This window comes from Cupriavidus sp. a3 (genome assembly GCF_051015765.1).
Lineage (GTDB): Bacteria > Pseudomonadota > Gammaproteobacteria > Burkholderiales > Burkholderiaceae > Cupriavidus > Cupriavidus oxalaticus_A.
Genome location: NZ_CP170643.1, coordinates 132,036 through 151,598, shown reverse-complemented (window position 1 = coordinate 151,598; position 19,563 = coordinate 132,036). Strand labels below are relative to the sequence as shown.

Annotated in this window: 18 protein-coding genes; 2 read left to right on the top strand and 16 right to left on the bottom strand. The window is 65.0% G+C overall.

Annotated features, from left to right (window positions below; genetic code table 11):
• Nucleotides 1-185 precede the first annotated feature (185 nt).
• The 7 genes from ACAD63_RS00610 to ACAD63_RS00580 form a co-directional block, all read right to left on the bottom strand.
• Nucleotides 186-689: an ATP synthase subunit I gene (locus tag ACAD63_RS00610; RefSeq protein WP_133097853.1), complete on the bottom strand. Its 504-nt coding sequence runs from the start codon at nt 687-689 to the stop codon at nt 186-188.
• Between the two features lie 320 nt (nt 690-1,009).
• Nucleotides 1,010-1,924 (bottom strand): ParB/RepB/Spo0J family partition protein, encoded by a 915-nt coding sequence (locus ACAD63_RS00605; protein ID WP_133097854.1) that lies wholly within the window; start codon nt 1,922-1,924, stop codon nt 1,010-1,012.
• Nucleotides 1,925-1,944: 20 nt separating this feature from the next.
• The gene (locus tag ACAD63_RS00600; RefSeq protein ID WP_133097855.1) at nt 1,945-2,718 is read right to left on the bottom strand and encodes a ParA family protein; all 774 of its coding nucleotides are present in this window, start codon (nt 2,716-2,718) and stop codon (nt 1,945-1,947) included.
• 85 nt (nt 2,719-2,803) lie between these two features.
• Nucleotides 2,804-3,505 (bottom strand): 16S rRNA (guanine(527)-N(7))-methyltransferase RsmG, encoded by a 702-nt coding sequence (gene rsmG / locus ACAD63_RS00595; protein WP_195427205.1) that lies wholly within the window; start codon nt 3,503-3,505, stop codon nt 2,804-2,806.
• A 21-nt stretch (nt 3,506-3,526) separates the two neighbouring features.
• The gene (mnmG, locus tag ACAD63_RS00590) at nt 3,527-5,485 is read right to left on the bottom strand and encodes a tRNA uridine-5-carboxymethylaminomethyl(34) synthesis enzyme MnmG (RefSeq protein ID WP_135706143.1); all 1,959 of its coding nucleotides are present in this window, start codon (nt 5,483-5,485) and stop codon (nt 3,527-3,529) included.
• Between the two features lie 222 nt (nt 5,486-5,707).
• Complete coding sequence (locus ACAD63_RS00585; protein ID WP_434033307.1) at nt 5,708-6,577, bottom strand: N-formylglutamate amidohydrolase; 870 nt, start codon at nt 6,575-6,577, stop codon at nt 5,708-5,710.
• A 3-nt stretch (nt 6,578-6,580) separates the two neighbouring features.
• Entirely contained in the window at nt 6,581-7,576 is a 996-nt protein-coding gene (locus ACAD63_RS00580) for a tripartite tricarboxylate transporter substrate binding protein BugE (protein WP_434033306.1), read from the bottom strand.
• 175 nt (nt 7,577-7,751) lie between these two features.
• Between ACAD63_RS00580 and ACAD63_RS00575 the strand changes: the two genes are divergently transcribed.
• A complete protein-coding gene (locus tag ACAD63_RS00575; protein WP_434033305.1) occupies nt 7,752-8,690 on the top strand; it encodes a LysR substrate-binding domain-containing protein in 939 nt (312 codons plus the stop codon).
• A 256-nt stretch (nt 8,691-8,946) separates the two neighbouring features.
• Here the strand turns inward: ACAD63_RS00575 and ACAD63_RS00570 are convergent, their stop codons facing one another.
• The 9 genes from ACAD63_RS00570 to ACAD63_RS00530 form a co-directional block, all read right to left on the bottom strand.
• Complete coding sequence (locus tag ACAD63_RS00570) at nt 8,947-9,690, bottom strand: ABC transporter ATP-binding protein (RefSeq protein WP_133097861.1); 744 nt, start codon at nt 9,688-9,690, stop codon at nt 8,947-8,949.
• 20 nt (nt 9,691-9,710) lie between these two features.
• Entirely contained in the window at nt 9,711-11,555 is a 1,845-nt protein-coding gene (locus ACAD63_RS00565) for a branched-chain amino acid ABC transporter ATP-binding protein/permease (protein WP_133097862.1), read from the bottom strand.
• Nucleotides 11,556-11,558: 3 nt separating this feature from the next.
• On the bottom strand, nt 11,559-12,611 hold the full coding sequence (locus tag ACAD63_RS00560; protein ID WP_133097863.1) for a branched-chain amino acid ABC transporter permease: 1,053 nt from the start codon (nt 12,609-12,611) through the stop codon (nt 11,559-11,561).
• A 216-nt stretch (nt 12,612-12,827) separates the two neighbouring features.
• Nucleotides 12,828-13,976 (bottom strand): ABC transporter substrate-binding protein, encoded by a 1,149-nt coding sequence (locus ACAD63_RS00555; RefSeq protein ID WP_029046510.1) that lies wholly within the window; start codon nt 13,974-13,976, stop codon nt 12,828-12,830.
• A 327-nt stretch (nt 13,977-14,303) separates the two neighbouring features.
• A complete protein-coding gene (locus tag ACAD63_RS00550; RefSeq protein ID WP_133097873.1) occupies nt 14,304-15,062 on the bottom strand; it encodes a sulfite exporter TauE/SafE family protein in 759 nt (252 codons plus the stop codon).
• A gap of 69 nt (nt 15,063-15,131) precedes the next feature.
• Nucleotides 15,132-15,605 carry a hypothetical protein gene (locus tag ACAD63_RS00545; RefSeq protein ID WP_434033304.1) on the bottom strand — a complete coding sequence of 158 codons (474 nt, stop codon included), beginning with the start codon at nt 15,603-15,605 and terminating at the stop codon, nt 15,132-15,134.
• Nucleotides 15,606-16,024: 419 nt separating this feature from the next.
• Nucleotides 16,025-17,071, bottom strand: coding sequence for a branched-chain amino acid ABC transporter permease (locus tag ACAD63_RS00540; RefSeq protein WP_240745909.1), 1,047 nt, complete (start codon nt 17,069-17,071; stop codon nt 16,025-16,027).
• Entirely contained in the window at nt 17,071-17,955 is an 885-nt protein-coding gene (locus ACAD63_RS00535) for a branched-chain amino acid ABC transporter permease (protein ID WP_133097865.1), read from the bottom strand. Before ACAD63_RS00535 ends, ACAD63_RS00540 begins: the two co-directional genes overlap by 1 nt.
• Nucleotides 17,956-18,179: 224 nt before the next feature.
• Nucleotides 18,180-19,388 carry an ABC transporter substrate-binding protein gene (locus tag ACAD63_RS00530; protein WP_029046505.1) on the bottom strand — a complete coding sequence of 403 codons (1,209 nt, stop codon included), beginning with the start codon at nt 19,386-19,388 and terminating at the stop codon, nt 18,180-18,182.
• Here ACAD63_RS00530 and ACAD63_RS00525 point away from each other — a divergent pair.
• Nucleotides 19,345-19,563, top strand: a 219-nt coding sequence (locus tag ACAD63_RS00525) for a hypothetical protein (protein ID WP_434033303.1), incomplete at its 3' end; no start/stop codon positions are given. The two genes, ACAD63_RS00530 and ACAD63_RS00525, sit on opposite strands and share 44 nt — an antisense overlap.

The following is a 19,563-nucleotide window of genomic DNA, read 5'->3' as shown; positions in this document are numbered from 1 at the left end:
GCACCCGGTACGCGTCTTGCATTGCCTTCGGCGGATTCGCCGGTCACCGCGATGCAAGCGGGTTTCCAACCTTGACCGTGTCCGGTGTCACCGCTGTGAAACCACGGTGAAACCGCCACGGAAACATCTTGATATTCCGTTTCGGTGCCCCACCTCCGGATGAAGCACCTGTCTTGTGCAGCGGCCTAGCGCATCGCGAGGGCCACCACCCAGTAAGTCTTGAGCGCCAGCAGGAACGTGACCAGCATTGGTACCCAACGCAGATCCCGGTACAGCACCACCACCAGCACCAGCATGGCCACGGTGGCGAACACCTTGATCGCCTCACCCAGGACCAGCCCGCCGACCGATGCGCGATCCCGCGCCACCCACAGCCGGAATGCGAAGAATCCGCTGGGCACGAAGCACACCATGCCGCCGAACAACGCTGACCAGCCGTACGGCCCCGCCTCTTTCCCGAACAACGCCCAGCAAAATGCTGACAGCAGGGAAACGATCACCTGCGCCAGGACAACCTTGCCCGGGGTCATGCGCGAAGGACGCAGCGCGCGTTCGCCAAACAGCTTCACCGCATCGGCGTGCGACAGCGGATCGACAGCTTCATCTTCACGTTCTGCGCCTTCTTTCCAGTCGTCCCAGTCATCTTCCTGACGGGAACCGGCGCTGCGCTGCTGACGGTCTCGAACCACTACCTGCCTGCCTCATTCAGGCCGGAACTTATCGGCCCGACCAGAATTCAAACCGCACGATTTTAAGGGGAACTACTGATTCGCGTCAATCTGCTTACAGTTAGCTTGCAGTGCGTTGCGCACAACGGTTGCCATCACGATTGCATGATGGCTTCACAAAAATTGCGCCGCAATGATGTTTGACGTAATTGGATTGCGCAGCGGACCCTGCGCATGATGGTGGATTAGCGGGTACGCCTCACGTATACCGATAATCGCACCGGCCACTGCTGCTTCGATGCAACAGTTACCCTCGCAATGGCCGGTTATCGCCCGCTATTTCAGGCTGCCTGCTGCCCTTCGCGCGATTCGCGCAGCCGCGCGAGCACCCCATCGAGCGCATCGTTGTCGCTGAAGTGGATGGTGAGCTGGCCCTTGCCGCGCGCACCCACCTTGATCTGCACCGAGAGCCCCAGCGCATCCGACAGCTCTTCCTCCAGCCGCGCCACGTCGCGGATATTGTTCACGCCCTTCTGCTTGAGCGACCTCAGGTCGAACGGCTTGAGCGTGGACGCCACCAGCTTTTCAGTCTCGCGCACCGACAGCCGCTTGTTGACGATCTGGTTCGCCAGCGTGATCTGATTGGCGCCGTCGACAGCAAGCAGCGCGCGCGCGTGACCCATGTCAAGATCGCCCGCCATCAGCATGGTCTGCACCGGCGCCGCCAGGTTCAGCAGGCGCAGCAGGTTGGACACGGCGCTGCGGGAGCGGCCCACCGACTCGGCGGCCTGCTCGTGCGTAAACTTGAATTCGCGGATCAGGCGCATGATGCCCTGCGCTTCTTCCAGCGGGTTCAGGTCTTCACGCTGGATATTCTCGATCAGCGCCATCGCGGCCGCGGCTTCGTCGGCCACGTCCTTGACCAGCACCGGCACCTGGTCCAGGCCCGCGAGCTTCGACGCGCGGTAACGGCGTTCGCCCGCAATGATCTCGTAGCGATCCGGCTCGGCCACGCGCCGCACCAGGATCGGCTGCATCAGGCCCTGCGCGCGGATGCTGGCGGCGAGCTCCTGCAGCGCGCCTTCATCCATGCGTGTACGCGGCTGGTACTTGCCGGGCTGTAACTGGTCCACGTGCAACACGCTGGGCGCGCCCTCCTGCTTCGCTGTCTCGACGATCTCGGCGGGACCGCCCAGCAATGCTTCCAGGCCCCGGCCCAGGCCCTTCTTCTTTGCCGGCGTCTTTGCGGTACTCATGGTCGATGCCTCCTCGAGCTTCAGCCCAGCTGCCTGACGCGCGCGATCATCTCGGCGCCAAAGTCCAGGTACGCCTTGGCGCCCTTGGATGACGGATCGAATGCCACGCCCGGCATGCCATAGGACGGTGCCTCGGCCAGGCGCACGTTGCGCGGGATCAGGGTCTTGAACACCTTGTCACCGAAGTGCGATTCGAGCTGTGCCGACACCTGCTGCTGCAGCGTGACGCGCGGGTCGAACATCACGCGCAGCAGGCCGATCACCTTGAGCTCGCGGTTCAGGTTGGCGTGCACCTGCTTGATGGTGTTGACGAGGTCGGACAGCCCTTCGAGCGCGAAGTATTCGCACTGCATCGGCACGATCACGCCATGCGCCGCGCACAGCCCGTTCAGCGTCAGCAGCGACAGCGACGGCGGGCAGTCAATCAGCACGAAGTCGTACTCGTCGTCGACTGCGTCGATGGCTTGCTTGAGCCGGCGCTCGCGGTGATCGAGCTCGACCAGTTCGACTTCGGCACCGGCCAGCTCGCGGTTGGCCGGCAGCACGTCGTACCTGCCGGTCTCGGATTTCTGGCGCGCTTGCGGGACGCTGGCCAGGCCAACCAGCACCTGGTACACGCTGTGTTCCAGCGCCTGCTTGTCGATGCCCGAACCCATCGAGGCATTGCCCTGCGGATCCAGGTCGACCAGCAGCACGCGCTGGTCCTGCGCGGCCAGGCCGGCGGCGAGGTTCACCGTCGTGGTGGTCTTGCCCACCCCGCCCTTCTGGTTTGCAATCACGAATACCTTGGCCATATGTTCCTGAGGCTCCTGCTTCAATTCATCCGGCCAGCCTCATGGCCGGCAGTTCGCGGCACTGCTTGCAGCGCCGCGGCGTAGGTCATGCGTGCGCGCCTGCGCGCCGCGACAGCACCACCAGGTGGCGCTCGGCATCCAGTCCCGGCACAGTGAGGCGCGGTACTTCGTCGACTTGCCAGTTGGCCATCAGTCCCGCGGCTTCCATCCGGTCGAGCTCCGCCTGTGGATAAACACCCTTCATGGCGATCAGCTTGCCGTGCGGCGCGAGCAACTGGCCCGACAGGTTCACGAAGTCGGTCAGTTCAGCAAAGGCACGTGACGTGATCACGGCAAAGCCGTCCGCATCGTCCAGTTTTTCCACCGGGCCCCAGTGCGCCGCGGCGTTGACCAGGCCGAGTTGGGCGCGGCATTGCGTCAGGAATGCGGTCTTCTTCTGCACGATGTCGACCATCAGCACCGACACGTCGGGACACGCAATCGCCAATGGCAGCCCGGGCATGCCGCCGCCCGAGCCGACGTCCAGCACCCTGCCCCGCGCAGGCGTACCGATCTCTGCAGAACGCGCGGCAGCGGCCAGCGCGGGCACTGCCGCGAGCGAATCCAGCATGTGATGCGTAAGCATCTCATCGGGGTGGCGGATCGCGGTCAGGTTATAGACGCCGTTCCATTTGCGCAGCAGCGCGAGGTAGTCGAACAGCTTGTCAATCTGTACCGGTGCCAATACCAGCCCGATCTCGGCGAGACCGGCTTCGAGGCGACGACGCTGCGTGGCGTCGTCTGTCATGGTGTGTCGAGCGCCCGCCACTCAGGCCGCCTCTTCCGAGTTGCCGCCAACGGCAGCCGAATCGGCGCGCGTTCGGCCGAGCCCCTTCTTCTTCAGGTGTACCAGCAGCAGCGAGATCGCCGCCGGAGTCACGCCCGAGATGCGCGATGCCTGGCCCAGCGTTTCCGGGCGGTGCTGGTTCAGCTTCTGGCTGACCTCGAAGCCCAGCCCACGTACCTCGGTGTAGTCGAGGTTCTCGGGCAGGCGGGTCGATTCATTGGCTTCCAGCTTGTCGACCTCGGCAGCCTGGCGAGCGATATAGCCGTGGTACTTGATACCAATCTCGATCTGCTCACGGATCTGGTCGGCCAGCATGGCATCGGCGTCGAGCGGTGCTTCGGGCGCGTGGCGGCCGCCCTGCAGCGCCATCAGCGACTCATAGCGGACTTCCGGCCGGCGCAGCAAGTCGGCCAGGCTGTACTCGCGTTCGATCGGCTTGCCCAGCAACGGCACGGCGTCTTCCGGCGGCAGCATGGCCGGGTTCACCCATGTGCTTTTCAGCCGCTCTGTTTCACGTGAAACAGTGTCGCGTTTGCGGTTGAAAGCATCCCAGCGTGCATCGTCAACGACACCCAGCTCACGGCCGACTTCCGTCAGCCGCATATCGGCGTTGTCCTCGCGCAGGCTCAGTCGGAATTCGGCACGGCTGGTGAACATGCGATACGGCTCGGTCACACCGCGCGTGATCAGGTCGTCAACCAGTACGCCCAGGTAGGCCTGGTCGCGACGCGGCGTCCAGGCTTCACGCTCGCGCACGTAGCAACCGGCATTGATGCCGGCCAGCAGGCCCTGCGCGGCGGCTTCTTCATAGCCGGTGGTGCCATTGATCTGGCCGGCAAAGAACAGCCCGCGGATCGCCTTGCTCTCCAGGGATGACTTCAGGCCGCGCGGATCAAAGTAGTCGTACTCGATGGCGTAGCCAGGGCGCAGGATATGCGCGTTCTCCAGGCCGCGGATCGAATGCACCAGCTCCAGCTGCACGTCAAACGGCAGGCTGGTCGAGATCCCGTTCGGGTAGAACTCATTGGTGGTCAGCCCTTCCGGTTCCAGGAAGATCTGGTGGCTTTCCTTGCTGGCAAAGCGATGGATCTTGTCCTCGATGCTGGGACAGTAGCGCGGCCCCACCCCTTCGATCACGCCGGTGTACATCGGCGAACGGTCGAGACCGCCACGGATGACGTCATGCGTGCGGCTGTTGGTATGGGTGATCCAGCAAGGCAGTTGCTGCGGGTGCAGCTCCGGACGGCCCAGGAAGGAGAACACCGGCACCGGATCCAGATCGCCAGGCTGTTCTTCCATCACCGAGAAGTCGATGGTGCGGCCGTCGATGCGCGGCGGCGTGCCGGTCTTCAGCCGGCCCTGCGGCAGCTTCAGTTCCTTCAGGCGCGCCGACAGGGATACGGCAGCCGGATCTCCGGCGCGCCCGCCAGTGTAGTTGTCCAGGCCGACGTGGATCTTGCCGTCCAGGAAAGTGCCGGCGGTCAGCACCACGGCCCGCCCGCGGAAGGCGATGCCGACCTGCGTCATGGCGCCGACGACCCGATCGCCCTCGACCATCAGGTCATCCACTGCCTGCTGGAACAGCATCAGGTTCTGCTGGTTTTCCAGGCGAGTACGAATCGCCTTGCGATACAGCACACGGTCCGCCTGCGCGCGCGTGGCGCGCACCGCCGGTCCCTTGCTGGAATTGAGAATGCGGAACTGGATGCCGGACTCGTCCGTGGCGGCCGCCATGGCGCCGCCCATCGCATCCACTTCCTTGACCAGGTGTCCCTTGCCGATGCCGCCGATGGACGGATTGCAACTCATCTGGCCCAGCGTCTCGATGTTGTGGGTCAGCAGCAGCGTCTGGCAGCCCATGCGCGCGGCCGCGAGTGCTGCTTCAGTTCCGGCGTGACCACCACCGACGACGATGACATCGAATTCTTTTGGGTAAAGCATGAGACACCTCCTCCGGGAGGCTGGCGGGAAAATGCGGGAATGCGAAATTATAGCGGCATTCGTCTGGCCGCTTTTCGACCGACACCATGTTTCACGTGAAACATGATGTGGACGATACCTGCGCGTGGCCGGCAAGCGACGCCTGGGGTGCCACGATGTTCCACGTGAAACAAAAAGGCCGGGCAACAAGGCCCGGCCAATGTTTCACGTGGAACAAGCTGCTCAGAGGCTGGCCCGGATATATGCTGCAACCTGCTCCGCCAGCCTGCCAAGGTCGTGCTGCAAGGTATCGAACCCGGCATTCCGTTTCCGCGTCGCCTCGTCCATATAGAGCGGGCGTCGGATCTCGATCTGCAGGCTGCTACGCCGCTCGGCCGGCCGCCCGATCTGGGCGATCAGCTGCACGCCCTTGTAGGGGTCATTGCGCGCAACCGTGTAGCCCATGTTGCGCAGTTCCCGGTCGACCAGGTCGACCAGCCCCGGCTCGCAGGTGGTTCCGTCCCGGTCTCCCAGCACAAAGTCCGCCAGCGGGTGCGGGCTGTCGATCTTCAGGCGCTCATAGGCATTGTTTGGCATCGAGTGCAGGTTCAGGTGCCAGACCGCGCCAAAGCGCCGGTATGCGCCCTCCACGGCCTCGGCAAGCGCCGCATGGTAGGGGCGGTAATAGCGGTCCAGACGCCCCTGCACTTCCGCCACGGACAGCCGGCGATCGTAGATCGGCGTGCTCGCATCGATCCGGCTCCAGACCAGGCCATAGCCCAGGCTGGTCTTCGGTCCCGGCGCCAGCGCCGTGGGCCACGCCCCGTCCAGCTGATCCGGGTCGATATCGTCGGCCATCCGGTTCGGGTCGATATAGACCCGCGGGAACGTAGCCGCCAGCAGCGTGCCGCCGACCGCCGGCACCGCTGCCCACAGCGCATCAACGTGCGTGTCTTCACCGCCGCGCAGCCGCGCCGCAGGGATCGCCGCGCCGAAATCCGCCGGGTACACGGTGCCGCTATGCGGCGAGTCGCACACCAGCGGCAGCGCCTTCCCTTCCGGCAGCCGCACGATGACCGGCGGCAGCGCGCCCTGATGATTCGCTTCAGCCATGCCTCAGTCCAGCTTGATCTCGGCGGCCTTGGCCACGCGGGCATAGCGCGCCATGGCTTGCTGGATCTGGGCCTTGAACTGATCCGGCGTGGTCGGCACCAGCGTGCCGCCCGACTCTTCCACCTTGCGCTTGAACTCGGGGTTCTGCATGGCCTTGTGGATAGCCTGGTTCAGCTTGTTGACGATCGCCGGCGGCGTGCCGGCCGGGGCGACGATGCCGAACCAGCCGCCCTCGCCCATGTCCTTGAAGCCCAGCTCGGCATACGTCGGCACGTTCGGCAGCTGTGCCGAACGCGACGCGCCCAGCACCGCCAGCGCGCGCAACTTGCCGGATTTCACGTGGGGCAGCGTCGACGACAGGTTATCGGTGATGGCATTGACCTGCCCTGCTACAGCGTCATTCAGCGCCAGGCCGGCGCCCTTGTACGGCACGTGCAGCAGGTCGATCTTGGCCAGCATCATGAAGTTCTCGATGTTGACGTGGCCAAGCGAGCCCGCACCCGGCGAGGCAAAGCTGTACTTGCCCGGATTGGCCTTGGCCAGCGCGATGAACTCCTGCATGGTCTTGGCCGGCACGCTTGGGTGTACGGCGAACACGCTGGGGATGGCGACCACGTTGGTCACCGGGGCGAAGTCCTTGATCGGGTCGTACTTCAGCCTCGGATACACAGCCGGGTTGGAGCCGTGCGTGCTGACCGTGGCCATGCCGATGGTGTAGCCGTCCGGTGCCGAGCCGGCCACCTGCTCCATGCCGAGCGAACCGCCCGCGCCGCCCTTGTTCTCGACCACGATGGACTGGCCCAGCTCGCGGCCGGCGAATTCGGCCACCAGGCGCGCCGACAGGTCGGTCGAACCGCCCGCGGCAAACGGCACGATCAAGCGGATCGGGCGGGTCGGATAGTTGGCCTGCGCGAAGGCGCTGCTGGTAAGCATCAGCGTGGCGGCGGCTGCGGCGCCCGACAGCATCAGCTGGCGGCGCGTCATCGTGGCTCGGTTCATGAGGCTTTCTCCTGTTGTTTTATGCGAAGGAACCGAGCGAGTGTCAGGCGTTTACCGGTTGCGCACAAACGACTATATTGCACGTTTGCATTACCAAAGATCATCCTGCCCCACGCCCAGGTAAACACTGTGGCATCGCAGGTTCTGCCCCCTCTCCTGCGCTGTACCCTGCGCCATGCGGCTGCGTTCCCCGTCGATGTCCGAGTTGCACGCCTTTGCCGCCGCGGCAAAGCTTGGCAGCTTCACCCGTGCCGCGGACACGCTGTGCGTCACCCAGGGCGCGATCAGCCGGGCAATCGCCCGGCTCGAGGAACACTTCGGCCAGCCGCTGCTCCAGCGCAATGCACATCGGCTGGTGCTGACCGATGCCGGCCGGCAGCTGCTCGATGCCGTGGCCGAGCCGCTGGCCGCAATCGAAAATGCCAGCGCTGCCCTGCTCGCCGGCGACCGGCGCCACCGCCTGACGCTGTCGGTCGTGCCGACGCTGGCCAGCGTATGGCTGGTGCCGCGCCTGCCGGACTTCCATCGGCGCCATCCGGAAATCCACCTCGACTTCGTTCCCTACCAGCGCGATGAGGATCTCTCGGGCGCCACGCCCGATGCCGCCATCCTGGCGGGTGAAGCGGGCAAGTGGCCGGGCCTGCAGGCCGACTACGTGATCGGGCGTGAAATGGTGCCGGTCTGCCATCCGGACCGCGCCCGTGCTCGCCGCGAGGCCGGCCGCTGGCAGACGCCGGCGGAGCTGTTGCAGGAGCCCCTGCTCTATCACACGTCAGCGCCGGCGAACTGGCAAAACTGGCTGCGAGCGGCCGGCGTACCCAACGCTGCGCCGATGTTATCCACAGCGTTCGACCAGGTGTCGATCCTGATCCAGGCTGTTCGCGCCGACATGGGAGTCGCGGTGTTGCAGCGATGCCTGGTGAGAGATGAAATTGCAGCGGGACGTGTTTTTGCGCCGTTTGATTTGCCGATTTCGCTGCAACGGGGCTATTTCTTGTGCGCGCCGCGGGAGCGCCGCGATCATCCGGCGCTAAACCGCTTTCGCGATTGGTTGCTGGAGACCGCGCAGCAAGAAGCTATCCAAGATACCGAAGGACATTCTCGCGAAAAATAAAACACCAAAATGATAGCGCCACTATATTCCTTCAAAGCATAATTTTAGCGCCATCATCGTTGGCCTCGATATCTACAGAGGATTCTCGCAGCCTTTCATTCATCAACCGAATCGAAGCGTACCCAACCCTGCGTCGCTCCTCCCGATACCAAAAAACAGGCCTCTGAAACCACTTATCCCCAAAGTTATTCACACGAGAAATGAAAAAGGGCTCGCCTAGGCGAGCCCTCATTCGTCCGGCTATCATCCTTACGGATTAAGCGGCCTTTTTTGCCAACCCAAGATAGGTTTCAATCACCTTCGGGTTCGCCGCCAACTCGTCTGCGGGCCCCTCCATCGACATATCCCCGGTCTCGATCACATAGCCATAGTCAGCCACCTGCAGCGCCGCCCGGGCGTTCTGCTCGATCAGCAGCGTGGCCACGCCGGTCTGGCGCAGGTTGCTGATGATATGGAAGATCTCCTTGACGATCAGCGGTGCCAGGCCGAGGCTGGGCTCGTCCAGCATCAGCAGCTGCGGCTTGGCCATCAACGCGCGGCCCACCGCGAGCATCTGGCGCTCGCCGCCCGACAGCGTGCCGGCATCCTGGCGCGCACGCTCGCGCAGGCGCGGGAACAAGTCGTAGACCACGTCCATCTGGTCCAGGTAGTTCTTCTCGCCGGCACGCTTGCGGCGGAAAGCGCCCAGCAACAGGTTGTCTTCGACCGTCATCGACGCAAACAGCTCGCGCTTCTCCGGCACCAGGCACATGCCGCGCGCGACGCGGCCCTCCACGGGGATACCGGCCATGTCGTGACCGAGGTAGCTGACCGATCCGCTCGCCGAGCCGTTGACCGGCAGCGCACCCATGATCGCGTTGAGCATGGTCGACTTGCCGGCGCCATTGGGGCCGATCACCGTCACGATCTTTCCGGCTTCCACCTTCAGGTTGGCGCCGTGCACCGCTTCCACCTTGCCGTAGCGGACGTGGAGGTCCTTCACTTCAAGTATCAGGCTCATGTCGGGTCCTTGCTCCACACCTATTCCACGCCACCCAGGTAGGCTTCCAGTACCGCCGGGTTCTTCTGCACTTCCTCGGGCACGCCCTCGGCGATGCGCGTACCAAACTCCATCACCACCAGCCGGTCGGTCAGGTTCATCACGAAGTCCATGTCGTGCTCGACCAGCAACACGCTCATGCCCTCGCCCTTGAGCTTGCGCAGCAGGTCGGCCAGCGCCTGCTTCTCCTTGTAGCGCAGGCCCGCAGCCGGCTCGTCGAGCAGCAGCAGCGCGGGGTCGCAGCACAGGGCGCGCGCGATCTCCAGGATGCGCTGCTGGCCCAGCGCCAGGCTGCCCGCTTCCATGTACATGCAGTCGGCCAGGCCTACGCGTTCCAGTTGCCGCTTCGCTTCGAACAGCAGCTTGTCTTCCTCGACCTTGTTCATGCGCAGGATCGCTGCCGAGACACCGCCCTGCGCGCGGAAGTCGCCGCGCAGGTGCGCGCCGATGGCGACGTTCTCCAGCACCGTCATGGTCGGCAGCAGGTGCACGTGCTGAAAGGTGCGGCCAATGCCGCGCTTGACGATCTCGCGCGACGGCAGGCCGGAGATCACCTCGCCGCGATAGCGGACCTCGCCACGCGTGACCGGCAGCACGCCCGTCACCAGGTTGAAGGTGGTGGACTTGCCGGCACCGTTCGGGCCGATCAGGCCGATGATTTCGCCCGCACGCACCTGGAAGCTGACATCGTTGACCGCGACCAGCCCGCCGAACTCCTTGCGCGCGGCGCGCACGTCGAGGATCAGCTCGCCCGCCTCGGGCTTGCGCCGCACCGCCAGCGCCTCGGCTTGCGCCGGCGCCAGCACCGCGGGGCCCGACGGAAACAGCCGGCGCAGGAACGGCCAGATGCCATCGCGCGCATACTGCAGCAGGAGCACCAGCAGCACCCCGAAGACGATGATCTCGAAGTTGCCGTTGGCGCCGAGCAGCTTGGGCAGCACGCCCTGCAGCACGTCCTTCAGGATGGTCAGGATGCCCGCACCCAGTACTGCGCCCCACACGTGGCCGACGCCGCCGACCACCGCCATGAACAGGTACTCGATGCCGTAGTTCAGGCCGAACGGCGTCGGGTTCACCGCGCGCTGCAGGTGCGCGTAGAGGAAGCCCGACACGCACGCCAGGATCGCCGCCACGACGAAGATCACCACTTTCATCCACGCGGTATTGACGCCCATCGCCTCGGCCATCACCCCGCCGCCCTTGAGCGCGCGGATGGCGCGGCCCGGGCGCGAGTTCAGCAGGTTCTGCATCGCCAGCACGGCCAGCAGCACCACTGCCCAGATCAGGTAGAACATCGAGCGGCCCGACTGCAGCTCGATGCCGAAGAACGACAGCACCGGGATGCCGTTGATGCCGTCGTACTTGCCCAGGAACTCCAGGTTGCCGAATAGGAAGAACAGCGACAGGCCCCACGCGATGGTCGCCAGTGGCAGGTAGTGGCCGGACATGCGCATCGTGATCAGCCCGATCACATAGGCCGAGGCTACCGTGATCACCAGGCCCACCAGCAGCCCGAACCACGGCGACAGCCCGAACTGCGTGGTCAGGTAGGCGGTGCTGTACGCGCCCAGCCCCACGAACGCGGCCTGTCCGAACGATGTCATGCCGCCCACGCCGGTCAGCAGCACCAGCCCGATCGCGACGATGCTGTACAGCCCGATGTAGTTGCCCAGCGTGATCCAGAATTCAGGCGTCGGCAGCACCGGCAGCAGCGCCAGCACGACGATGAAGGCCAGCACCAGAATCCGGTTACGGTTCAACCGCGCACGGCTGCCGGCCTCGGCGCCGGTCACGGCCGCCGCTTGCTTGTCGGTCAGCATGGTCATGGCTTATTCCTCCTCCTCGACATGCTTGCTCGTCAGCGAGCGCCACAGCAGCACCGGAATGATCAGTGTGAAGACGATGACCTCCTTGAACGCGCTGGCCCAGAAGGACGAATAGGATTCGAGCAGGCCCACCAGCAGCGCACCCAGTGCTGCGACCGGATAGCTCACCAGCCCGCCGACGATCGCGCCGACAAAGCCCTTCAGGCCCACCAGGAAGCCCGACTCGTAGTACACCGTGGTCAGCGGCGCGATCAGGACGCCGCACAGCGCGCCCATCGCCGCGGCCAGCGTGAACGACAGCCGCCCCGCCTGCGTGGTGCCGATGCCGACCAGGCGCGCCCCCAGCCGGTTCACCGCGGTCGCGCGCAGCGCCTTGCCCTGCAGCGTGCGCTCGAAGTAGAAGTACAGCGCGCCGATCAGCAGCGCCGACACGCCCACCACCCACAGGCTCTGGCCCGAGACGCTGAGCGCGCCCACTTCGAAACGCGCATCAGAGAACGCCGTGGTACGCGAGCCCTCGGCGCCGAACATCACCAGCCCCAGCCCCACCAGCGCAAAGTGCACGCCGACCGATACGATCAGCAGCACCAGCGTGCTGGCCTCGGCCAGCGGCTGGTAGGCGAGGCGGTACAGCATCGGCCCGAGCGGGATGATGACCAGCAGCGTCAGCGCGATCTGCGCCACCATCGGCAGCGGCTGCGCGCCGTATTGCTGGACCACCCAGTGCACCGCGAGCGGGAACACCAGGTACTTGCCGGCCAGCACCGCCAGCCGCTGGCCCAGCGTGCGCCGCAGCTCGGCGCTGCGCAGCACGGTCACGGTTTCATAGACGAAGGTCAGCGCGCCCATGGCCAGCAGCAGCCAGCTGGTCTGCGGCGCATGCCCGGCCTGCATCGCGGCCAGCGTCAGCGCGCCGTAGGCAACGAACTCCCCTTGCGGGATGAAGATGACGCGCGTCACCGAGAACACCAGCACCAGGGCCAGTGCCAGCAGCGCGTAGATCGCGCCCGAGGTGATGCCGTCCTGCGCCAGGATGGCGGCGATAGATAGGTCCATTGTCTCCCCGTATCGTTGAAATACCTGCCTGCTTCGAAGGGGGCCGACAGGGTGCTGCGCGCGGTGGGATTTACGAAATGGTAAACGGGTTGCCCATTGCGGAAATACTCGGCAACCCTAGGTATGGCGGTGCGGCAGAAAAAAGGGCGCATGGCATAACCCATGCGCCCTGCTTCACTCCTACTCAACTGTCACTCGGGAATTCAGTGCAGCGGCTTATTTCAGCAGCTTCCACTTGCCGTCGACGATCTGCACCATCACGCGTGCGCGCTGGTCGAAGCCGAGGTGGTCGGTGGTGCTCATGTTCATGATGCCGTGCGACACCGGCAGGTTCCTGGTCTGCTCCATGGCGTCGCGCAGCGCCTTGCGGAATTCCTTGGTGCCGGGCTGGCCCTTCTTGAGTGCCTCGGGAATGGCGTGCTGCAGGATCAGGCCCGCATCCCAGGCATGGCCGCCGAAGGTCGAGACCTGGCCGCCGAAGGCTTTCTCGTAGGCGGTCTTGTAGGCCATGGCCGGCTTCTTCACCGGGTTGCTGTCGGGCAACTGTTCAGCCACCAGCAGCGGGCCGGCCGGCAGGAACGTGCCTTCGCAATCCTTGCCGCACACGCGCAGGAAGTCCGCGTTGGCAACGCCGTGAGTCTGATAGACCTTGCCCTTGTAGCCGCGCTCCTTCAGTGTCTTGGCGGGCAGCGCCGCGGGCGTACCCGAGCCTGCGATCAGCACCGCGTCGGCGTTGGCGCTCATCATCTTCAGCACCTGCCCGGTCACCGAAGTGTCGGTGCGGGCAAAGCGCTCGTTGGCGACCACCTTGATCTTGCGCATCTCCGCCACCTTGGCGAATTCCTGCGCCCAGCTGTCGCCATAGGCATCCGCGAAGCCGATGAAAGCCACCGTCTTCACGTTGTTGTTGCCCATGTGCTCGGCAATCGCGGTAGCCATGTGCGAGTCATTCTGCGGCGTCTTGAAGATCCAGGCGCGCTTGGCATCCATCGGCTCGATGATGCGGGCCGAGGCGGCCATGGTGATCATCGGCGTATCGTTCTCGGCGACCACGTCGACCATGGCCAGCGAGTTCGGCGTCACGGTGGAACCGACCACCACGTCAACCTTGTCTTCGCTGATCAGCTTGCGGGTGTTCTTGACCGCGGTGGTGGTGTCCGAAGCGTCGTCCAGGACGATGTACTCGATCTTCTTGCCCGCGACTTCCTTGGGCATCAGCGTGAAGGTGTTCTTCTCCGGAATACCCAGCGATGCGGCCGGACCCGTCGCCGACACCGTGACCCCGACCTTGACCTGTGCCTGGGCGGCGCCGGCAGCCAGGCAGGCCGCCGCGATTGCCAGCAGGCTGGCGCGCTTGAAATCCATCTTGTCTCCTTCGGTTCCTGAAACGGAAAGGCATCCGTCCGGCGTCCACCGGCGGATGCCCATTTTCTACGGACCCCTCGGGTCTGACGCAGGCACATCGCCGGCACCTGCGCTACTGCCAGGAACGATGACACACCATTCCCCATTTCCCGTCCACGCCGAGAACCCGTTCGCCCTGGCGAACCGGCCCCATTTTCCCCGGAATTCCCCCGGAATTGGCGCTTCTGTCATTCACCGACCGTGCGGTCGGGAATGCGAATCGAGTCTATCACAGCGACTTGACGCGAAAAGCAGGATTAACCCGCATCAAGGTCAGCGCCCGGCTGCTCAGCGCGCAAACGCATCCCATGCCGTCTTCAGGATCAACGCGCTCACCACCACGATAAACACCTTGCGCACGAACGCGCTGCCATGCCGCAGCGCCAGCCGGCTGCCCACCTGGCTGCCGGCAACATTGGCCACCGCCATCACCAGCCCCAGCTGCCACCAGATATGGCCCTTGCTGGCGAGCAGCAGCAACGCCGCCAGGTTGGTGGCGAGGTTGACCAGCTTGGTCGACGCCGCGGCATGCAGGAAGTCATAGCCGAACACGCGCACGAACACGATCATCAGGAAGCTGCCGGTGCCGGGGCCGAACACGCCATCGTAGAAGCCGAGCACTGCGCCGGCGAGCAATGCCGCGAGCCGTTCGCGGCCGCCTTTCAGCGTCGGCGCATGCTCGGTCCCGAGGTCCTTCTTGGCCAGCGTATACACCAGCAGCGTCACCAGGATGAATGGCAGCGCCTTGCGCATCGGCTCGGCCGGGATCATGGTCAGCGCCCACGCGCCGGCCATCGAGAAGACAAAGGCCGCCACCACCGCCGGCGCGGTCGCGCCCCAGTAGATGCGCACGCTGCGGCCGTAGCGCAGCGCGGCGTTGGCGGTGCCGGCGATCGAGCCAACCTTGTTGGTACCCAGCAGCGTTGCCGGCGCCATGCCGGGATAGGCGGAGAACAGCGCCGGGATCTGGACCAGGCCGCCGCCGCCGGCGACCGCGTCGATCATGCCGGCGAGAAAGGCGGCAACCGCCAGGAAAGCGAACTCCATCATTGCAGGAACGGGGAAAGGAAAACGGGGAGAGGAAAAAACGGGGCGCCGGAGCGCGTCAGTGCCGGCTCAGCCGAGCACCTTGGCCGCCGGCACAAGATTGCGCATCCACATGCCGCTGGCATGCGGGGCAAAACCGGGCGGCGCGCCGCCCTGCGCGCCGGCCAGTGCCGGGGCGAGCAGCGCATGGCGGATGCCATGGGCGCGCCCCCAGTCGGCCAGCGTGTCGCAGCCGGCGTCCAGGCAGGCGCGGGTCATACCGGCACCAAGGCCGGGGCGTACCCACCATTCCGTGGCCAGGGCGGCCAGGCCTGCCAGTTCCAGGCTTGGCACCAGCGCCACCGGCAGGCAAGCCAGCACATCGTCCGGCGCGCCGCCATAGGCCAGAAGGCAGATCCCGCGCCCGGACTGCGCCAGCAACTCGTCCAGCATCAGCCGCCGAGCCCTGGCCGCCGGCACCGGCAACGGCTGCACGACTGCCAGCCAGGCCTCCAGCATGGCGCCATCGGCACTCTGGCCGGCGCGTACCCACAGCTGCGGCATGGGCCGTTGCGGCGTTGCGTCGGGACGACCCGAGCCGTCCGGAAGCGGCGGATCTTGGGAATCAGGGGGATAGTCGGGCATGGCGGGCAACGGAAAGCGCCCGCATTGTCGCATGCGTCGGGGACCGGGGTGATGCCGATCCGGCATGGGTGCCCCACAATGAGGCGAACACGGCACAGTGAAGGATTGCGTGCTCGCTGCCGTGGGCGAAGCACCAATGAAAAAAGCGTTGCCGAGGATCACCCGGCAACGCCCTTTATTTTATAACGCTGCTACCCGACACCGGGTGCGCGCCTGTCGTCTCCTCGCTTCCGCCTCCATTTAACCTGCGAAAACCGTATATGGAATGTAACGAAGCGGTGCACAGAGGACAAGCTAGAAAAAACCCTAGCCCCAGAATCGGGCATGTCGCCCCACGATCACTCGTGCTTGCGGCCGAACCGGGCCAGCAGCTCGCCCATGATGCCGCGGCGGAAGGTCAGCACGCAGATCACGAAGATCACGCCGGTCACCATCGTCACCGACTCGCCCAGCGTGTTGAACCACTGCAGGCCGGTGGCCGAGGCCAGGAAGCTGCCGATGTCGCCCAGCTTGTTTTCCAGCGCCACGATCACGAAGGCGCCGACGATCGGGCCCGACAAGGTGCCCAGGCCGCCCACCAGCGTCATCAGGATCACCGAGCCCGACATCGACCAGTGCACGTCGGTCAGAGTCTCGAAGCCCAGCACCAGCGCCTTGATCGAGCCGGCCAGCCCCGACAGCGCCGCCGAGAGCACGAAAGCGGTCAGCTTGAAGCGGTCGACATCGTAGCCCAGCGAGATAGCCCGCGGCTCGTTCTCCTTGATCGCCTTCAGGATCTGGCCGAACGGCGAATGCACCGTGCGCACGATCAGCGCGAAGGCCGCGACAATGATCACCAGCGCCACGTAGTACAGCGTCAGGTCATTGGACAGCGGCAGCACGCCGAACAGCTTGCCGCGCGGGATGCCCTGCAGTCCGTCCTCGCCGCCGGTGAATGGCGCCTGCAGGCAGATAAAGAACAGCATCTGCGCCAGCGCCAGCGTGATCATCGAGAAGTAGATGCCCTGGCGCCGGATCGCCAGCGAGCCGACCACGTAGCCGATCAGCGCGCCGGTGGCCGTGCCCAGGATCAGCCCGATCTCGGGCGTCACGCCCCAGGCCTTCATGGCATGGCCGGCCGCGTAGCCGGCACCGCCGAAGAAGGCCGCATGGCCGAACGACAGCAGCCCGGTATAGCCGATCAGCAGATTGAACGCGCAGGCAAACAGCGCAAAGCACAGCACCTTGAGCACAAATACCGGATAGGCACCCGCCAGCGGCGCGGCGATCAGCCCCAGCAGCAGCAATCCGTACAACAGTTTCTTCTGCACGCCCTGTCCCTTTCCTGCCCGGCCCGCGTTGGCAGCCACTGCGGGCCGCGTCGATGATGTGGTTGGTGCGCTCATCACTTCTCCTTCCCGAACAGCCCGGCCGGGCGCAGCAGCAGCACGATCACCATGATGAAGAACACCACGGTCGACGATGCTTCAGGATAGAACACCTTGGTCAGGCCCTCGACCACGCCTAGCCCCAGGCCGGTCAGGATCGACCCCATGATCGAGCCCATGCCGCCAATCACCACCACCGCGAACACGATGATGATCAGGTTCTGGCCCATCAGCGGCGAGATCTGGATCACCGGCGCGGCCAGCACCCCGGCAAACGCCGCCAGCGCCACGCCGAAGCCGTAGGTCAGCGTCACCATCAGCGGCACGTTGACGCCGAAGGCCTCGACCATCTTTGGGTTCTCGGTGCCGGCGCGCAGGTAGGCGCCCAGCTTGGTCTTCTCGATCACGTACCAGGTCGCGAAGCACACCACCAGCGACGCCACCACGACCCAGGCGCGGTAGTTCGGCAGGATCATGAAGCCGAGGTCGGTCGCACCCTGCAGCGCGTCAGGCGTCTGGTACGGCAGGCCCGACACGCCGTAGATCGAGCGGAAGATGCCTTCGATCACCAGCGTGATGCCCAGCGTCAGCAGCAGGCCATAGATGTGGTCGAGCTTGTAGATCCAGCGCAGCATGGTCTTCTCGATCACCACCCCGATGGCGGCAACCACCAGCGGCGACAGCAGCAGCATGATCCAGTAGTTGAGCCCGGCGTACTCCATGCCCATCCAGGCCAGCACCGCACCCAGCATGAAGAGCGCGCCGTGCGCGAAGTTGATGACGTTGAGCAGGCCGAAGATGACCGCCAGGCCCAGGCTCAGCATCGCATAGAAGGCGCCGTTCACCAGCCCCAGCAACAGCTGGGAAAGCATGGCAGGCAGGGGAATTCCGAAGATGTCCATGGGCATCCGTTGCTGGTTGTGTCTCCCCTCTCCCGCTTCGGGTGAGGGGTTGGGGGAGAGGGCCGGCGTGCAAGAGGCTGCCGACTTCAACACCGGCGCGTGCGGGCCTCAGGACCGCTGCCGGAAGTTTGGTTGCGCCACGCTCCTGCTAGCGCCGGCCCTCTTCCCCTGCCCCTCTCCCGCGCGCGGGAGAGGGGAGCAAACCGTCGCAGTGTCGACGGCTCTTACTTCTTCAACATCGCGCACTTCGACTCGGCCACCGTCGTGAATGCCTGGTCGCCCGGGATGGTCGCCACCACCTTCAGGTAATCCCACGGCTTCTTCGACTCGGCCGCGGTCTTCACCTGCATCAGGTACATGTCGTGGATGCCACGGCCGTCCTGGCGGATATAGCCCTTGGTGTAGAAGTCGTTGATCTTCATCTTCTTCAGCTCGGCCATGACCTTGTCCGGATCATCGGTCTTGGCTGCTTCCACCGCCTTCAGGTAGGTGCTGGCGGCCGAATAGTCCGCGGCCTGCAGGCTGCTCGGCATCTTCTTCATCTTGCCGAAGAAGCGGTTGGCGAACTTGCGGGTGTCGTCGTTCATGTCCCAGTACCAGCTGTCGGTCATCAGCAGGCCTTCGGTGTTCTTCAGACCCAGGCTGTGGATGTCATTGATGAACATCAGCAGGCCAGCGATCTTCATCGTCTTGGTGATGCCGAATTCCTTGGCCGCCTTGATCGCATTGATGGTGTCGCCGCCGGCGTTGGCCAGGCCCAGGATCTGCGCCTTCGACGACTGCGCCTGCAGCAGGAACGACGAGAAGTCGGACGCCGACAGCGGATGCCGTACCTGCCCCGCCACCGTGCCGCCGCTGGCCTTCACCACCGCGGCAGTGTCGCTTTCCAGCGAGTGCCCGAAGGCGTAGTCGGCGGTCAGGAAGAACCACGACTTGCCGCCCTGCTTGACCACCGCGCTGCCGGTGCCCTTGGCCAGCGCCACCGTGTCATAGGCATAGTGCACCGTGTACGGCGAGCACTCTTCGTTGGTCAGGCGCGCGGTGCCGGCACCGATGTTGATGTAGACGCGCTTCTTCTCGGAAGCGACCTTGTTCATCGCCAGCGCGGTGCCGGAGTTGGTGCCGCCCAGCAGCATGTCCAGGCCCTGCTGGTCCATCCATTCGCGCGCCTTGGAGGCGGCGATGTCGGCCTTGTTCTGGTGATCGGCGGAAACGATCTCGATGGGCTTGCCCAGCACCTTGCCGCCGCGGTCCTCGATCGCCATCTTAATGGCTTCCAGGCCGCCGGGGCCGTCGATGTCGGCGTACAGGCCCGACATGTCGGTGATATAGCCGATCTTCACGGTGTCGCCGGATACCTGCGCGGCAGCGCCGAACGAAACCGCACCCATGGCAATAGCCGCCATCGCGGCCGCGAGCCGAGTCTTTTTCATCTCTTTGTCTCCTGATTTGCGGCGGCGATGCGCCACCCGTTCCTGCCAAACAGCAATCAACGATCCGGGTATCGGTCAGATCCCGGGATCAGACCCCGAGCAGTTCATGCAGCACCGGCATCTTTGCCTGCAGATCGCCGGCATCGAAGCGCTCGACGATGCTGCCGTGCTCCAT

Coding starts and splice junctions, on each gene's coding strand:
- ACAD63_RS00605 (WP_133097854.1), bottom strand. CDS start 1,924: ATGAGTACCGCAAAGACGCCGGCAAAGAAGAAGGGCCTGGGCCGGGGC.
- ACAD63_RS00600 (WP_133097855.1), bottom strand. CDS start 2,718: ATGGCCAAGGTATTCGTGATTGCAAACCAGAAGGGCGGGGTGGGCAAG.
- rsmG (WP_195427205.1), bottom strand. CDS start 3,505: ATGACAGACGACGCCACGCAGCGTCGTCGCCTCGAAGCCGGTCTCGCC.
- mnmG (WP_135706143.1), bottom strand. CDS start 5,485: ATGCTTTACCCAAAAGAATTCGATGTCATCGTCGTCGGTGGTGGTCAC.
- ACAD63_RS00585 (WP_434033307.1), bottom strand. CDS start 6,577: ATGGCTGAAGCGAATCATCAGGGCGCGCTGCCGCCGGTCATCGTGCGG.
- ACAD63_RS00580 (WP_434033306.1), bottom strand. CDS start 7,576: ATGAACCGAGCCACGATGACGCGCCGCCAGCTGATGCTGTCGGGCGCC.
- ACAD63_RS00575 (WP_434033305.1), top strand. CDS start 7,752: ATGCGGCTGCGTTCCCCGTCGATGTCCGAGTTGCACGCCTTTGCCGCC.
- ACAD63_RS00570 (WP_133097861.1), bottom strand. CDS start 9,690: ATGAGCCTGATACTTGAAGTGAAGGACCTCCACGTCCGCTACGGCAAG.
- ACAD63_RS00565 (WP_133097862.1), bottom strand. CDS start 11,555: ATGACCATGCTGACCGACAAGCAAGCGGCGGCCGTGACCGGCGCCGAG.
- ACAD63_RS00560 (WP_133097863.1), bottom strand. CDS start 12,611: ATGGACCTATCTATCGCCGCCATCCTGGCGCAGGACGGCATCACCTCG.
- ACAD63_RS00555 (WP_029046510.1), bottom strand. CDS start 13,976: ATGGATTTCAAGCGCGCCAGCCTGCTGGCAATCGCGGCGGCCTGCCTG.
- ACAD63_RS00550 (WP_133097873.1), bottom strand. CDS start 15,062: ATGGAGTTCGCTTTCCTGGCGGTTGCCGCCTTTCTCGCCGGCATGATC.
- ACAD63_RS00545 (WP_434033304.1), bottom strand. CDS start 15,605: ATGCCGCAGCTGTGGGTACGCGCCGGCCAGAGTGCCGATGGCGCCATG.
- ACAD63_RS00540 (WP_240745909.1), bottom strand. CDS start 17,071: ATGAGCGCACCAACCACATCATCGACGCGGCCCGCAGTGGCTGCCAAC.
- ACAD63_RS00535 (WP_133097865.1), bottom strand. CDS start 17,955: ATGGACATCTTCGGAATTCCCCTGCCTGCCATGCTTTCCCAGCTGTTG.
- ACAD63_RS00530 (WP_029046505.1), bottom strand. CDS start 19,388: ATGAAAAAGACTCGGCTCGCGGCCGCGATGGCGGCTATTGCCATGGGT.